The organism is Streptomyces sp. NPDC059897 (assembly GCF_042730865.1).
Taxonomy (GTDB): Bacteria; Actinomycetota; Actinomycetes; order Streptomycetales; family Streptomycetaceae; genus Streptomyces.
In genome coordinates, this window is sequence record NZ_JBHWKQ010000016.1 from 1 (window position 1) to 13,618 (window position 13,618).

Sequence of the window (13,618 nt, forward strand, 5' to 3'; positions counted from 1 at the left end):
GCCCTGCGCGGATCCGCGCAGGGCGCCTTCTCGATGCGTACGTGGCTCACTCCTCGACGAGGAGCCTGTCCCGGAGCTGGGCCAGCGTGCGGGCCAGCAGGCGCGAGACGTGCATCTGGGAGATTCCGACCTCCTGTGCGATCTGCGACTGCGTCATGTTCCCGAAGAAGCGCAGCAGCAGGATCCGCTTCTCGCGCGGCGGCAGGTCCTCCAGGAGCGGCTTGAGGGACTCGCGGTACTCGACGCCCTCCAGCGCCTCGTCCTCGGCGCCCAGCGTGTCCGCGACCGCCGGGGACTCGTCGTCCGTGTCCGGGACGTCCAGGGACAGCGTGGAGTACGCGTTGGCCGACTCCAGGCCCTCCAGGACCTCCTCCTCGGAGATGGCCAGCTTCTCGGCCAGCTCATGGACCGTGGGGGAGCGGCCGTGCAGCTGGGACAGCTCCGCGGTCGCCGTCGTCAGGGCCAGGCGCAGCTCCTGGAGGCGGCGGGGCACGCGCACGGCCCAGCCCTTGTCGCGGAAGTGCCGCTTGATCTCACCGACCACCGTCGGTGTCGCGTACGTGGAGAACTCCACGCCGCGCTCGGGGTCGAAACGGTCGACCGACTTGATCAGGCCGATCGTCGCGACCTGGGTGAGGTCGTCCAGGGGCTCGCCGCGATTGCGGAAGCGGCGCGCCAGATGCTCGACGAGCGGCAGGTGCATGCGGACGAGCTGATTGCGCAGCTCCGCGTACTCCGGGCTGCCGTCCTTCAGCGTGCGCAGCTGGATGAACATCGCCCGCGCGCCGCTGCGGTCCGTCGGATCGTGCCGGCCGTGCTGCTCACCGTGTCGCTCGTGGTCGCTCATCAATCCCGCCCGTCGCGCGTCCGATCCCCCTGAGCCCCCGCGAAGTACGGCCCCCGGGGTCGGCGCTGCCTGCTGTGCGGCGTCGGTCGCCGGGTCCGCCGTGTCCACGGTGTCCGCTGTGGACTCCGGATGCTGCCGGGCCTGCTGCTCGGGGATGCCGGTGGTCGGCCGCCGCATCCCGCCCGTGCCGTCGGCCGGGAGATCCCGTGTGCCGCGCTTGTCGTCCCGCACCGGACCGTCCCCGTTCCTCACGTCGGGCCGGGGCCCGCGCCGCGCTTCTTGTAGAGGCTGATGGAGACGGTCTTGTCCTCGGCCACCGTGGAGTCGACCTGGCCCGCGAGGGCCGACAACACCGTCCACGCGAAGGTGTCGCGCTCAGGGGCCCGGCCGTCGGTCGTCGGCGCGGAGACCGTCACCTCCAAGGAGTCGTCGACCAGCCGGAACACGCAGCTGAGCACGGAGCCCGCGACGGCCTGCTGAAGCAGGATCGCGCAGGCCTCGTCGACAGCGATGCGCAGGTCCTCGATCTCGTCGAGGGTGAAGTCCAAACGCGCTGCGAGGCCGGCCGTCGCCGTACGCAGCACCGACAGGTAGGCACCCGCAGCCGGGAGTCGGACTTCCACGAAGTCCTGATTTCCGGGGTCGCCTGCGATCTGGGACACCCTCACCTCCAAGGTGGTACAAGCACTTTCGGGCTCCGGAGGCGTCGTCCCCCGGGTGATGCGCCACTTATATCTGCGGTGACGCTACCGCGCGCCCGACTTTCCTGTCCCGGGGACCCCCGGCCCATTGCTGTCACTCATAGTAAGCACATGGGTACGGACAGTGGCTAGAGGGTGTGCGGGCTGAATTGGAAAGAGCGGGCGCCGGTTTGAGTTACCCACGCGTCAGTGGATCGAACCCCGCTGGGGCCGGGGATCCGCCGGGTCAGACGAGAATCGAGTCGACAAAGCACCAACGCCAGCTCTCACCAGGCTCGAAGGTGCGCATCACCGGATGGCCGGTGTCCGTGTGATGGGCCGTCGCATGCTTGTACGGCGACGAGTCGCAGCACCCGACGTGACCGCAGACCAGGCACAGCCGTAGTTGCACAGGGTGACTGCCGACGGCCAGGCACTCCAAGCAGGTCTCGCTCAGAGGGGCGGGCTCGGGGTGCGGCAGCGCGGCGACGTGCGAGCACTCGTTCATGATGGCCAGGTTACGACGGCCGGCGCGGAGCAGGGCGGTGGAAGGCGGGTCATGGACGTATTGCCTCTGGTGGGTCTGGTCGCCGCGAGCGCGGCGGTGGCGGGAGCGGCGCGCAGGACGCCGATTCCCGCGCCGCTGCTCCTGGTCGCCATCGGCCTGATCGCGTCGTACGTGCCGTGGGTCCCGGAGTACGTGCTCGACCCGCACGTCGTGCTGCCGCTGATCCTGCCTCCGCTGCTGCACACCGCCGCCCTGGAGAGCTCCTACCTGGACCTCCGGGCGAACATCAGACCCGTCGCGCTGCTCTCCGTGGGCTACGTCCTGTTCGCCACGCTCGCGGTGGGCTGGCTGGCGTACGAGCTGATCCCGGACCTGCCGCTGACGGCCGCGCTCGTCCTGGGGGCGGTGATCGCGCCGCCGGACGCGGTGGCCGCCACGGCGATCGCCCGGCGGGTGGGGCTGCCCTCCAGGATCACCACGATCCTCCAGGGCGAGTCCCTCGTGAACGACGCGACCGCGATCACCGCCTACAAGGTGGCGCTCGCCGCGGCCGTGGGCGAGGGCGCGAGCTGGGCGGGCGGGATCCAGGAGTTCCTGGTGGCGGCCGTCGGCGGGGTCGGCGTGGGCCTGCTCCTGATGGTGCCGCTGCACTGGTTGCGCACGCACCTCAAGGAAGCGCTGCTGCAGAACACGCTCTCGCTGCTGATCCCCTTCGTCGCGTACGCGGTCGCGGAGCAGGTGGGCGCCTCCGGGGTGCTCGCCGTCGTCACCGTGGCGCTCTACCTGGGGCACCGCTCCTGGCAGGTCGATTTCGAGACACGGCTCCAGGAGACCGCGGTGTGGAAGGTCGTCGCGTTCATCCTGGAGTCGTCGGTCTTCGCGCTCATCGGCCTCCAGCTGCGTTTCGTCCTCGAAGGGCTCGGCGAGTACAGCGTGTGGCAGGCCGTCTGGTACGCGGTCGGGGTGTTCGTCTTCGTCGTCGTGATCCGCTTCGTGTGGTCGTATCCGGCCACCTATCTGCCGTGGTGCATGTCGCCCCGCATCCGCGCGCGGGAGAGCGACACGGACTGGAAGCGGCCGCTGGTCGTGAGCTGGGCCGGTATGCGGGGCGTGGTGTCGCTGGCCATCGCGTTCTCCATCCCGCTGGTCACGGAGGACGGGGAGCCGTTCCCCTCGCGCAACCTGGTGCTCTTCTTGACCTTCACCACGGTCATCGGGACGCTCGTCGTCCAGGGGCTCACGCTGCCGCCGCTCATCAAGTGGCTGAAGCTGCCGGGCCGGGACACGCAGGCCGAGACGCTCGCCGAGGCCCAGGCGCAGAACGCCGCCTCCGTGGCCGCGGAGGAGCGCGTGGACGAGCTGATGCGGGACGAGCGCAACTGTCTGCCCACCCCCCTCCAGGACCGGCTGCGCACCGTTCTGGAGCGGCGCCGCAACTCGGTGTGGGAGCGGCTCGGGCAGGCCAACCCGGTGACCGGCGAGTCCGCCGACGACACGTACCGGCGGCTCGCGCGGGAGGCCATCGCGGCCGAGCGCGAGGTCTTCGTACGGATGCGGGACGAGCGGCGGATCGACGACGAGATGCTGCGGACGCTGCTGCGCAAGCTGGACCTGGAGGAGGCCGCCGCCTACCGGGAGGTCGACGGCTGAGCGTCCTCGAAGGGGGCGCCCGTGATCACCGCCGCGAGGGTGGTGCCGCGCGGGAACGCGCCCTCCTGCGCGAGGGCGACGAGGGCGTACAGCGCCTTGGCGACGTACAGGCGCTCCACGGGCACGCCGTGGCGGGTCTCGAAGTCCTCGGCGAACGCGGCGAGTTCCTCGGGCACGCGCGCGTAGCCGCCGAAATGGAAGCGGTCCTCCACGCGCCAGGAGCCCCGCGGGCCGCCGAACGCCGCCTCTTGCAGGGCGCGCACGTCGTCCGTCAGGAACCCGCCCTTGAGGACGGCGACGCCCACCGCGCGCTGGCCGGGGGAGAGCCCGGCGGCGAGCCCCGCGAGGGTGCCGCCCGTGCCGCAGGCGAGAGCGACGACGTCCGCGTGGCCGCGCAGCTCCCGGCCGAGCTCCGTACAGCCCTGGACGGCGAGGGAGTTGCTGCCGCCCTCGGGCACCACGTACGCGTCCCCGGCGCCGGCGGCGTCGAGGAGCCCGGCCAGCACGTCCGGCTCGGTCTTGCGCCGGTACGTCGACCTGTCGACGAAGTGCAGGCGCATCCCGTCGGCCGCGCAGCGCGACAGCGACGGGTTCAGCGGGCGGTCGGCCAGCTCCTGGCCGCGGACGACGCCGATGGTGGGCAGGCCGAGGAGGCGGCCCGCCGCGGCCGTCGCCCGCAGATGGTTCGAGTACGCGCCCCCGAAGGTGACGATCGCCCGGCCCCGGGCCGCCGCCGCGTCGAGGTTCCGGGCGAGCTTGCGCCACTTGTTGCCGATCAGATCCGGGTGGATCAGGTCGTCCCGCTTGAGCAGCAGACGCACGCCGCGGCCCGCGAAGCGCTCGTCGTCGACCTCCGTGAGGGGGGACGGGAGGCGGGGGCGCGGGCCGGGGCCGGTGGGGCGGGACACCCGGCCATTGTCGGACATCCGGCCGAGTACCCGCCCGTCCGCCCGCGCGGCGGCGGGCGGCTACTTGAGCCGGTCCCCGATGCGCTTGCGCATCGACGCCATCGTGAAGCCCTTGGGGTCGATCTTCCCCGGCTGCCACTCCAGGTGGCCGATGACCGAGCGCTCGGTCCAGCCGTGGTGGCGGCAGATCGCCGCGGCCGCCTTCTCGATGGCCTCCAACTGGGCGGCGGGCCACGGGTCGTCGCCGTTGCCGAGGTTCTCGCACTCGAAGCCGTAGAAGCGGCTGTTGCCGTCCGTGTTCGCCTCGTTGTCGTGCGGCAGGCGCTTCTCCGCGATCACCGCGCGCAGCACGTCGTCGTCGCCCAGGCCCGCGTGGTTCGCCCGCCCGTAGCCGACCAGATGGACGCGGCCGTCCTTCGTGATGACCCCGTGGCACAGCGGCCCCGGCAGGTTCGCGTGACCGTCCCGGCAGATGCGCACCGTCGCGGCGCTGCCGGAGGTGGCGGTGTGGTGGATCATCACCCCGTTCAACGGGCCCCAGTCGCCGATGTGATTGCGGTTGTGATCCCGCCAGTCGCCGACTTCGACCACCGTCAGGCCCTCGTCCTTGAGGGCCTTGATGAAACTGCTTGCGGACATGGGTGGGGCCACGGCCGCCTCCTTCGAGGGAGCGGCGGCCGCCGACTGCGCACCGCCTCGTACGGTTCGCTTTTACCCGGAACCGCCGTTCAGCGACCTACTGTTCGCATAACGTGCACAAGGTTCGCGGCGTCGGCGGCCAGGTCGCTCAGCCGCGCAGCACCCCGTCCCCGTTCGCCGCGATGTGCGACTCGAGGGCCTGCAGCGCCTGCTGCGTCGCCTGCGGGCTGCCGGTGCCCTTGCGCTCCGCGTAGTACGCCGCGCCCAGTCGCTTGAGCAGGTCGCCGCCCGCGCGCTGCGCCTGCACATCGTCCAGCTTCTGCTTGCCCTGCGACAGGCCGCGCTGCGCCTGCTCCTTGGCCCGGTCCATGAAGCCCGCCATCGTGATCACCCTTCTTCGTCTTTACCGTTTCCTGACCAACGCGCGCCGGGATCTTCGAGTTCCGCCCGGTGCCGCCGGATGGGTCGCGAGGGCGCGAAAAGTGCCCGCCCAATGCCCCGCCCGTCCGCCATCCATTCCCGCTCATTTGTGTAATGGTGCGATCTCTCTCCGTGCTGAAAGGCTTGTCCTCGCAGGTCAGTTCATGATCGGGAGGGCATTGCACATGTCGGTAGGCGAAGAGGTCCGCGAGCAGACCCCCGTACCGCAGAAGAGTCTGGGTACGTCCGCGGCGCGGAACCTGGCCACGACCACCAAGTCCGCACCGCAGATGCAGGAGATCAGCTCCCGCTGGCTGCTGCGGACGCTGCCCTGGGTGGATGTGAAGGGCGGCACGTACCGGGTCAACCGACGGTTGAGCTACTCGGTGGGGGACGGACGCGTCACGTTCGTGAAGACGGGTGACGACGTCAGGGTCATCCCCGCCGAGCTGGGGGAGCTTCCCGCACTGCGGGGCTTCGAGGACGAGGGCGTCCTGGCCGAGCTCGCCCAGCGCTGCACCCAGCGGGAGTTCGAGGCGGGCGAGCTGCTGGCCTCGTTCGGCAGCCGGGCGGACGAGGTGTTCCTGCTCGCGCACGGCCGCGTCGAGAAGGTCGGCACCGGGCCCTACGGGGACGACGCGGTGCTCGGAGTGCTCGCCGACGGCGCGTACTTCGGCGACCAGGCGCTTCTCGACCCGGAGAGCATCTGGGAGTACTCGGCGCGCGCGGCCACCGCGTGCACCGTGCTCACGCTGCCGCGCAGCGACTTCGAGCAGGTCGCCGAGCGCGCCGGAGCGCTGCGCGACCATCTCCAGGGGCTGCGCTCGCTGCCCGAGCAGCGGTCCAACACCTATGGCGAGAAGGCGATCGACCTCGCGGCGGGACACGTCGGGGAGGCCGTCCTGCCCGGCACGTTCGTCGACTACGAAGCCGCGCCGCGCGAGTACGAACTGAGCGTCGCCCAGACCGTGCTGCGCATCCACTCGCGCGTGGCCGACCTCTACAACCAGCCCATGAACCAGACGGAGCACCAGCTCCGGCTCACGGTCGAGGCGCTGAAGGAGCGCCAGGAGCACGAACTCATCAACAACCGGGAGTTCGGCCTGCTCAACAACTGCGAGTACGAGCAGCGCCTGCAGCCGCACGAGGGCGCGCCGAGCCCCGACGACATGGACGAACTGCTCAGCAGGCGGCGCGGATCCAAGCTGTTCCTCGCGCACCCGAAGGCGATCGCCGCGTTCGGCCGCGAGCTCAACAAGCGGGGCCTGGTCCCCGAGAGCATCGACGTCGGCGGGACCCGCATCCCGACCTGGCGCGGCGTGCCGATCTATCCGTGCAACAAGATCCCGGTCACGGAGGCGCGGACCACGTCCATCATCTGCATGCGTACGGGAGAGGAGGACCAGGGCGTCATCGGACTGCGCCAGTCCGGTATCCCGGACGAGATCGAGCCGAGCCTGTCCGTGCGGTTCATGGGCATCAGCGAGCAGGCGATCATCTCGTACCTGGTGTCGACGTACTACTCGGCGGCGGTCCTGGTGCCCGATGCGCTCGGGGTGCTGGAGAACGTCGAGGTCGGCAGGTGGCGGTGACGAGCCGCGCCCCGTTCGCCGTGTCCCCGTCCGACCGGGCGGGTACACCGAGGAGGTACGCGCCCACTCGCAGCGGAACCGCCACCGTCCGCACCCTGTCAGGGGTGAGTCCATGACACAGCCGGCCGTGAGAGAGCAGAGGCGCGTGGCAGCAGAGGCGACCGGTGCGGCCGCGACGGAGGGCTTCGAGGCGCAGGGTTTCGAGGCGCAGGAGGCGTCGGCGATCCTGGCGCAGGCCAGGGCCGCGGTCGACCCCGAGCTGCGGCGGGCGGTCGCGGCGCTCCCGGTCTCGATGCGCCGCGTCGCCCGCTACCACTTCGGCTGGGAGCACGCCGACGGCACACCCGCCACGGAGAACGCGGGCAAGGCCGTGCGGCCCGCCCTGGTGCTCGCGGCGGTGCGGGCCCTGGGCGGGCGGCCCGAGCGGGCGGTGCGGGCGGCGGCCGCCGTGGAGCTGACGCACAACTTCACGCTGCTGCACGACGACGTGATGGACCGGGACGCCACCCGCAGGCACCGGCCCACCGCCTGGGCGGTCTTCGGGGACGCCGACGCGATCCTCACGGGCGACGCGATACAGGCCCAGGCGCAGCGCATGCTCGCCGAGGAGGGCCACCCGGCGGCCACGGCAGCGGCCGCCCGGCTCGCGGCCTGCGTGGTGGAGCTGTGCGAGGGCCAGGCGGTCGACGTCGCCCTGGAGGGGCGGGCCCCGGCGGACGTGTCGCTGCCCGAGACCCTCGCCATGGCGGAGGCCAAGACCGGCGCGCTGCTCGGCTGCGCCTGCGCGGTCGGCGGACTGTACGCGGGGGCCGGAGACGAGGAGGTCGAGGCGCTCGACGCGTTCGGGCGCTGCGCCGGGCTGGCGTTCCAGCTGATCGACGACGTGATCGGGATCTGGGGCGACCCGGCCCGCACCGGCAAGCCGGCCTGTGCGGACCTGGCCGTGCGCAAGAAGTCCCTGCCCGTGGTCGCCGCGCTCGCCTCCGGCGGCATCGCGGCGGACGAGCTGGCGGCGCTGTACGGGCCGCCCGGACCGAAGAAGGAAGGAGCGGCGGAGCTGGAGCGGATCGCGCTGGCCGTGGAGCGGGCCGGCGGCCGGGACTGGGCGCAGGCGCAGGCCGCGGACCACATGTCCCGCGCGGTGGACCGGCTGTCGCAGGCGGTCCCGGTGCCGGAGGCGGCGGACGGACTGCTGTCCCTGGCGGAGTTCGTCACACGCCGCGGGTACTGACGCCCGCCGGCCGGGGTGCCGTCGTCACGTACGGCACCCCGGCCGGGTCGGCGGGCCCGGGAGTGATCGCCTAGAGTGCCAACGGCCGTGCGGGACAAGCTGGTTGGGCGAAGGGCGGGATCGATGGGCGTGGGCATCAGGCGGGCGGGGGAGGCGGACCGCGATCTCGTGGTGCGGCTGCTCGACGAGGCGTTCCTGGACGACCCGGTCAGCGGCTGGGTGTTCCCCGGTGAGCAGCGGCGCAAGGAGCGGCACTCCGGGCTCATGGCGGCTTTCACGGACGCCACGTTCGCGGACGGGTTCGTGGATCTCACCGAGGACGGTACGGCCGTCGCGCTGTGGGTCGACATGCCGGCCGAGCCGGCGGACGAGGGCGAGGAGGACGTGCCCGCGCAGGTGCGGGCGACCGTCGACCCCGACAACGTACGGGTGGAGCAGATAGCCCGGTGGACGGCGCAGGCACACCCCGTGGGCCGGGCGCACGCCTACCTGTGGATGATCGGCGTCACGCCCGAGCGGCAGGGCCAGGGCCTCGGGACCGCGCTGATGGCTCCGGTCCTTGAGCGCTGCGACCGCGAGGGGCTGCCCGCCTACCTGGAGGCCAGCAACGCGCGCAGCCGCGAGCTGTACGAGCGCCTCGGGTTCGTCTTCACCGGCACGGCGATCGAGCTGCCGGACGGGCCGACGATCTGGCCCATGTGGCGGGAGGCCGCCGCAACCCTGTGAGTGGCCGCCGGTCAGGAGTCGGGGAAGCTCGCGAAGTACGTCGCGGCCATGTCCTCGTCCCCGTGCCCCTGCGCGGACGCGCGCCGGAAGCGGTCGTGGGCGGCCGCCACCGCGTCCACGCGGATGCCCGCGCGCTCGGCCGCGGCGAGCACCAGGCCCGCGTCCTTCGCCGCGTTGTCCACGGAGAAGCTGGGCGTGAGGTCGCCGCTGCGGATGGCCGCCGACTTGTTCTGGAAGTACGCGTTGTCCAGCGGCCCTCCGGTGATGGCGGCCACCAGGTCGTTCGCGTCCACGCCGAGCCCGCGGGCCAGCGCGAGGGCCTCGCCGACGCCCGTGGTCAGCGCGATCACCCAGGAGTTGAGGGCGAGCTTGAGGCGGCTGGCCGGGCCCGGCGTGCCGTCGCCGACCCACAGCGTGCGGGAGCCGATGGCGTCGAAGACCGGCCGCACCGTCTCGCGCGTGGTCTCCGCGCCCGCCGCGAGCACGGTCAGCGTGCCCTGCTCGGCGGGCTGCCGGGTGCCGAGCACGGGCGCGTCGACCAGGAGGAGCCCGGCGCGGGCCGCGTACTCGGCGAGCTCGTCGATGCCCTCGCCCACGGTTCCGGACTGCACCCACACGGTGCCGGGCTTCGGTGTGGCCTCCCGGACGACGTCCAGGGTGCGCGGCCCGTCCGGCAGGACGGTCACGACGACATCGGCGTCGCGGACCGCCTCGGACGCGCTGTCCGCGACACTCACGCCGTCGGCGGCCAGCGGCTCGGCCTTCGCGCGGGTCCGGTTCCAGGCCCGCACGGTGAACCCGGCGCGGGCCAGATTGCGGGCCATCGGCGCGCCGATCGTGCCGGTGCCGAGCACGGCGACGACGGGGCGGGCGGCGGACGGGTCGGTGCTGCTCATGAGCGAACTCCCTGGGTGCGGCGGTGTCCTCCGGGCAAGTGCTGCCGCCTCAGACGCTAGCCCGGACCGAGGCCTCCATCGCGGTCACGAACGCCTCCCGCGTCACCTCGTCCACCAGGTCGAGCGAGAGGTACGGGTTGAGGTCCTCCAGCTCCACGAGGAGCAGTTCGCCGTCCGGGGCGCGGCAGGCGTCGACGCGCTGGATGCCGTGCGGGAGCGTGTTCCACTCGACGAAGGAGCGGGCGAACTCCCGGTCCGCGGCGGTCGGTTCGTACGGGCGCAGCTCCCAGCGGCGCGCCGGATCGGGCGCGTACAGGGCGTACATCAGCTGGTCGTCGACGAAGTAGAACGAGACCTCGTACTGGAAGTCGATGCGCGGCTGCACCAGCAGGCCGTCCCCGTAAGGGAGCCCGTCGAGCTCGGCCGCGGGGACGACGCGCAGGCCGATCGAGTCCGCGCCCAGCTTCGGCTTCGCGATGTACGTGTCCGTCTTCGGCAGCCGGTCGAGATCCGCCGCCCGGTCGACCGTCGGGATGACCGGGTACCCGGCCGTGGTCAGGTCCAGGAGGTACTGCTTTCCGGCCATGTCGGCACGCCCGGTCAGCGGGTTGTAGACGTTCGTCCCGCGCTCCAGGGCCCGCGCGCGGAACGCGTCGTACGTCTCCTGGTAGCCGAGTACGGGGCCGCTGTTGCGGACCACGACGGCGTCGAAGCCGTCCATGAGCGCGGTCGCGTCCAGCGGGTGGCACAGGGCGAGGTCGAACGCGGAGCGCAGCCGGGACGTGAGCCGGATGTCCTCGTCGCAGTAGCGGCGGCCCCGGGCGGGATACGCGAGATCGGTGACGTAGAGGACGCGGGGACGCGAGGGGGACAAGAGAGGACTCCCGATGGTGCCAAAGAGTGATGCGAGCGAAGAGTGATGCGGGTGAAGGGCGATGCGGGCGGGGACGGCGAAGGGGCCCGGCCCAGCGGCAGTGCCGCTCGGCCGGGCCCCTTCAGGAGTTCACGGACCCGCGGGGGTGCACCGCCCGCCGGTCGCCGGTGTGAACAGGGCCTGGATCAGGCCTTCTTGGTCTCCCAGAAGATCTTGTCGATCTGGGCGATGTAGTCCAGCGCCTTCTGGCCCGTGGCCGGGTCCGACGAGCCCTTGGCGGCCGAGAGGGCCTTCAGGGTGTCGTTGACCAGCTGGTGCAGCTCCGGGTACTTCTCGAAGTGCGGGGGCTTGAAGTAGTCGCTCCACAGCACCGAGACGTGGTGCTTCGCGAGCTCGGCGCGCTGCTCCTTGATGCCGATGGCACGCGTCTGGAACTGCGGGTCGTCGTTGCCGGCCATCTTCTCCTGGACGGCCTTGACCGACTCGGCCTCGATGCGGGCCTGGGCCGGGTCGTACACGCCGCAGGGGAGGTCGCAGTGAGCGCTGGCCTTCACCTTGGGGGCGAACAGGCGGGAAAGCATGTAGCTGTTCCTTCCTCGTGATCGTCTTCTCGGGTGCGACATTACTCCGTGCGGAACGGCTTTTCTCGGGTGCCCCCGGCGGCTTAGGACAAAAGTCCGGGGCAAGACTGGGACTGGTGGAGGATGGGACCGTGACGGCACCGGGCCGACGGACCGGCGGGAACAGCGGTGGGAACCGGGGAGGTTTTCTGATGCCCGAGGCGATCGAGGAGATGCGCGAGGCGAAGGTGCCGTTTCAGATCATTGAGGTGGAGGGGCCCTCCATGGTCCCGACGCTGTACCCCGGTGACTGGATGCTGGTGCAGCACGGGGCGCGCGTGCGGGCGGGCGATGTGATCGTGTTGCGCCATCCCTTCCAGCAGGATCTGCTGGTGGTGAAGCGCATCGCCGAGCGCCGCGAGGGCGGTTGGTGGGTGCTCGGCGACAACCCGGGCGCCGGGGGCGACAGCACGGTGTACGGGGTGGTGCCCGACGAGCTGGTCCTCGCGAAGGTGCGCGGCAGGCTGCGGCGCCGCAAGCCGTGGGCCGAGGGCGAGGGTCAGCGCTCGGTGACGGCGGTGCTGTCCTGGGTCTTCTCGGCGGTACGTCCCGTGCTCTGCGACCGGTCGGCCTCCAAGCGCTTGCGGGCGCGGTAGGCGGCGACGTTCGCGCGGGTCGCGCAGCGGTCCGAGCAGTAGCGCCGGGAGCGGTTGGTCGAGGTGTCCAGGTAGGCGTTGCGGCAGGGGGCCGCCTCGCACAGGCCGAGGCGGTCGACGCCGTACTCGGTGAGGTGGAAGGCGAGGCCCATCGCGGCGATGGCGGCGTAACCGGCCGTCGCGTTCGACGGGTGGTCGGACAGGTGCAGGTGCCACAGCGGGCGGCCGTCGTCGTCGCGGTGGTTGTGCCCGGAGATCTGCGGGCTCACCGGGAACTCCAGGAGCAGCGAGTTCAGCAGGTTCACCGCGAGTTCCTCGTCGCCCCCGTCGGCGGCCTCGAACACCGCGCGCAGCCGTCCGCGTACGCCCCTGAAGCGGGTCAGATCGGCGTCCGTGGCGCGGCGGGCCGCCTCCTTGTTCGCGCCGAACAGGTCGCGCACCGCGTCCACCGACGTGAGTGAGTCCTTGCCGCGGGCCGGCTCCTCGGTGTTGACGAGGCGCACGGCGTAGTCCGAGTAATAGGCCAGTTCCACTTGTAGTCCTTACCGGTGCGCTCTATCGTCGTGGGGGGCGAGGGTAATACTCGCTCCAAGGTTCAGGGTATTACGGGAGGGTGCATGTCCGAGACCGTCGCCAACACTCGTACCACCGACTGGCGGGCCTGGCAGGAGAGCTGGGACCGGCAGCAGGAGTACTTCATGCCGGACCGCGAGGAGCGGTTCCGGGTCATGCTCGACATGGTCGAGGCGTTTGTCGGGTCCGCGCCCCGGGTGCTCGATCTCGCGTGCGGGACCGGGACCATCACGGACCGGCTGCTGAGCAGGTTCCCCGGTGCCACGAGCGTCGGGGTCGACCTCGATCCGGCGCTGTTGGCGATCGCGCGGGGCACGTTCGAGGGGGACGGGCGGGCGGCGTTCGTGACCGCGGACCTCAAGGACCCGCAGTGGACCGAGGCGCTGCCGCACGACTCGTACGATGCCGTGCTCACCGCCACCGCCCTGCACTGGCTGCACTCCGAACCCCTCGGGACGCTCTACGGTCAGGTCGCCGGGCTCGTCCGCGACGGCGGCGTCTTCATGAACGCGGACCACATGATCGACCAGACGACGCCGCGGATCAACGCCGCGGACCGGGCGCTGCGGCATGCGCGGATGGACTCCGCCAAGGCCGCTGGGGCGGTGGACTGGGCCGCCTGGTGGGAGCTCGCCGCGGCGGATCCGGTGCTGGCCGGGCCGACGGCCGAGCGGTTCGAGATCTATGGGGAGCATGCGGACGGGGACACGCCGTCGGCGGCCTGGCATGCGGAGGCGCTCCGCGCGGGTGGGTTCGGGGAGGCGAGGGTCGTGTGGGCGTCGCCGTCCGATGCGATGGTGCTGGGCGTGAAGTAAGCCCCCGCGGCGACGGCGGCGAGGTCGCGGGGCGCTGCCCCGG

16 protein-coding genes are annotated in these 13,618 nt (G+C 71.8%); 6 read left to right on the forward strand and 10 right to left on the reverse strand.

Translation table 11 applies throughout. From position 1 onward, the window contains the following. Positions 1-46 precede the first annotated feature (46 nt). From ACFV9W_RS19300 to ACFV9W_RS19310, 3 genes are all read right to left on the reverse strand, one after another. The gene (locus ACFV9W_RS19300) at positions 47-1,099 is read right to left on the reverse strand and encodes an RNA polymerase sigma factor SigF (protein ID WP_385762342.1); all 1,053 of its coding nucleotides are present in this window, start codon (positions 1,097-1,099) and stop codon (positions 47-49) included. Then, on the reverse strand, positions 1,096-1,509 hold the full coding sequence (locus ACFV9W_RS19305; protein WP_266713954.1) for an anti-sigma regulatory factor: 414 nt from the start codon (positions 1,507-1,509) through the stop codon (positions 1,096-1,098). Before ACFV9W_RS19305 ends, ACFV9W_RS19300 begins: the two co-directional genes overlap by 4 nt. 265 nt (positions 1,510-1,774) lie before the next feature. Beyond that, positions 1,775-2,035 carry a UBP-type zinc finger domain-containing protein gene (locus ACFV9W_RS19310; protein ID WP_385762344.1) on the reverse strand — a complete coding sequence of 87 codons (261 nt, stop codon included), beginning with the start codon at positions 2,033-2,035 and terminating at the stop codon, positions 1,775-1,777. Positions 2,036-2,086: 51 nt separating this feature from the next. Here ACFV9W_RS19310 and ACFV9W_RS19315 point away from each other — a divergent pair, with 51 nt between their 5' ends. Further along, positions 2,087-3,685 carry a Na+/H+ antiporter gene (locus ACFV9W_RS19315; RefSeq protein ID WP_385762347.1) on the forward strand — a complete coding sequence of 533 codons (1,599 nt, stop codon included), beginning with the start codon at positions 2,087-2,089 and terminating at the stop codon, positions 3,683-3,685. Here ACFV9W_RS19315 and ACFV9W_RS19320 read toward each other — a convergent pair. From ACFV9W_RS19320 to ACFV9W_RS19330, 3 genes are all read right to left on the reverse strand, one after another. Beyond that, on the reverse strand, positions 3,664-4,611 hold the full coding sequence (locus ACFV9W_RS19320) for a 1-aminocyclopropane-1-carboxylate deaminase/D-cysteine desulfhydrase (protein ID WP_385762350.1): 948 nt from the start codon (positions 4,609-4,611) through the stop codon (positions 3,664-3,666). The genes ACFV9W_RS19315 and ACFV9W_RS19320 overlap by 22 nt on opposite strands. Before the next feature lie 42 nt (positions 4,612-4,653). Continuing rightward, positions 4,654-5,244, reverse strand: coding sequence for an N-acetylmuramoyl-L-alanine amidase (locus tag ACFV9W_RS19325; RefSeq protein WP_385762352.1), 591 nt, complete (start codon positions 5,242-5,244; stop codon positions 4,654-4,656). A 136-nt stretch (positions 5,245-5,380) separates the two neighbouring features. Beyond that, on the reverse strand, positions 5,381-5,614 hold the full coding sequence (locus ACFV9W_RS19330; protein WP_385762355.1) for a hypothetical protein: 234 nt from the start codon (positions 5,612-5,614) through the stop codon (positions 5,381-5,383). A 223-nt stretch (positions 5,615-5,837) separates the two neighbouring features. Here ACFV9W_RS19330 and ACFV9W_RS19335 point away from each other — a divergent pair, with 223 nt between their 5' ends. The 3 genes from ACFV9W_RS19335 to ACFV9W_RS19345 all read left to right on the forward strand — a co-directional run bounded on the left by ACFV9W_RS19335 (position 5,838) and on the right by ACFV9W_RS19345 (position 9,201). Then, entirely contained in the window at positions 5,838-7,244 is a 1,407-nt protein-coding gene (locus ACFV9W_RS19335; RefSeq protein ID WP_385762361.1) for a family 2B encapsulin nanocompartment shell protein, read from the forward strand. A 112-nt stretch (positions 7,245-7,356) separates the two neighbouring features. Then, positions 7,357-8,475 carry a family 2 encapsulin nanocompartment cargo protein polyprenyl transferase gene (locus tag ACFV9W_RS19340; RefSeq protein ID WP_385762364.1) on the forward strand — a complete coding sequence of 373 codons (1,119 nt, stop codon included), beginning with the start codon at positions 7,357-7,359 and terminating at the stop codon, positions 8,473-8,475. Positions 8,476-8,598: 123 nt separating this feature from the next. Further along, entirely contained in the window at positions 8,599-9,201 is a 603-nt protein-coding gene (locus ACFV9W_RS19345) for a GNAT family N-acetyltransferase (protein ID WP_385762366.1), read from the forward strand. 11 nt (positions 9,202-9,212) lie between these two features. Here ACFV9W_RS19345 and ACFV9W_RS19350 read toward each other — a convergent pair whose 3' ends face one another. The 3 genes from ACFV9W_RS19350 to sodN form a co-directional block, all read right to left on the reverse strand. Continuing rightward, a complete protein-coding gene (locus ACFV9W_RS19350; protein WP_385762369.1) occupies positions 9,213-10,097 on the reverse strand; it encodes an NAD(P)-dependent oxidoreductase in 885 nt (294 codons plus the stop codon). A 49-nt stretch (positions 10,098-10,146) separates the two neighbouring features. Then, positions 10,147-10,971 carry a hypothetical protein gene (locus ACFV9W_RS19355; protein WP_385762372.1) on the reverse strand — a complete coding sequence of 275 codons (825 nt, stop codon included), beginning with the start codon at positions 10,969-10,971 and terminating at the stop codon, positions 10,147-10,149. A 185-nt stretch (positions 10,972-11,156) separates the two neighbouring features. After that, positions 11,157-11,552: a superoxide dismutase, Ni gene (sodN, locus tag ACFV9W_RS19360; protein WP_306323441.1), complete on the reverse strand. Its 396-nt coding sequence runs from the start codon at positions 11,550-11,552 to the stop codon at positions 11,157-11,159. A 191-nt stretch (positions 11,553-11,743) separates the two neighbouring features. Here sodN and sodX point away from each other — a divergent pair, with 191 nt between their 5' ends. Then, positions 11,744-12,187: a nickel-type superoxide dismutase maturation protease gene (gene sodX, locus ACFV9W_RS19365; protein WP_385762376.1), complete on the forward strand. Its 444-nt coding sequence runs from the start codon at positions 11,744-11,746 to the stop codon at positions 12,185-12,187. Here the strand turns inward: sodX and ACFV9W_RS19370 are convergent. Next, on the reverse strand, positions 12,091-12,720 hold the full coding sequence (locus ACFV9W_RS19370; protein WP_385762379.1) for a CGNR zinc finger domain-containing protein: 630 nt from the start codon (positions 12,718-12,720) through the stop codon (positions 12,091-12,093). The genes sodX and ACFV9W_RS19370 overlap by 97 nt on opposite strands. A gap of 84 nt (positions 12,721-12,804) precedes the next feature. Between ACFV9W_RS19370 and ACFV9W_RS19375 the strand changes: the two genes are divergently transcribed. Next, positions 12,805-13,575, forward strand: coding sequence for a class I SAM-dependent methyltransferase (locus ACFV9W_RS19375; RefSeq protein ID WP_385762381.1), 771 nt, complete (start codon positions 12,805-12,807; stop codon positions 13,573-13,575). Positions 13,576-13,618: the final 43 nt, after the last annotated feature.

What these genes read in the sequence shown, in the direction of transcription:
- ACFV9W_RS19320 (WP_385762350.1), bottom strand. Translation starts at nt 4,611, where the DNA reads ATGTCCGACAATGGCCGGGTGTCCCGCCCCACCGGCCCCGGCCCGCGC.
- sodN (WP_306323441.1), bottom strand. Translation starts at nt 11,552, where the DNA reads ATGCTTTCCCGCCTGTTCGCCCCCAAGGTGAAGGCCAGCGCTCACTGC.
- ACFV9W_RS19335 (WP_385762361.1), top strand. Translation starts at nt 5,838, where the DNA reads ATGTCGGTAGGCGAAGAGGTCCGCGAGCAGACCCCCGTACCGCAGAAG.
- ACFV9W_RS19340 (WP_385762364.1), top strand. Translation starts at nt 7,357, where the DNA reads ATGACACAGCCGGCCGTGAGAGAGCAGAGGCGCGTGGCAGCAGAGGCG.
- ACFV9W_RS19350 (WP_385762369.1), bottom strand. Translation starts at nt 10,097, where the DNA reads ATGAGCAGCACCGACCCGTCCGCCGCCCGCCCCGTCGTCGCCGTGCTC.
- ACFV9W_RS19375 (WP_385762381.1), top strand. Translation starts at nt 12,805, where the DNA reads ATGTCCGAGACCGTCGCCAACACTCGTACCACCGACTGGCGGGCCTGG.
- ACFV9W_RS19330 (WP_385762355.1), bottom strand. Translation starts at nt 5,614, where the DNA reads ATGGCGGGCTTCATGGACCGGGCCAAGGAGCAGGCGCAGCGCGGCCTG.
- ACFV9W_RS19310 (WP_385762344.1), bottom strand. Translation starts at nt 2,035, where the DNA reads ATGAACGAGTGCTCGCACGTCGCCGCGCTGCCGCACCCCGAGCCCGCC.
- ACFV9W_RS19345 (WP_385762366.1), top strand. Translation starts at nt 8,599, where the DNA reads ATGGGCGTGGGCATCAGGCGGGCGGGGGAGGCGGACCGCGATCTCGTG.
- sodX (WP_385762376.1), top strand. Translation starts at nt 11,744, where the DNA reads ATGCCCGAGGCGATCGAGGAGATGCGCGAGGCGAAGGTGCCGTTTCAG.
- ACFV9W_RS19315 (WP_385762347.1), top strand. Translation starts at nt 2,087, where the DNA reads ATGGACGTATTGCCTCTGGTGGGTCTGGTCGCCGCGAGCGCGGCGGTG.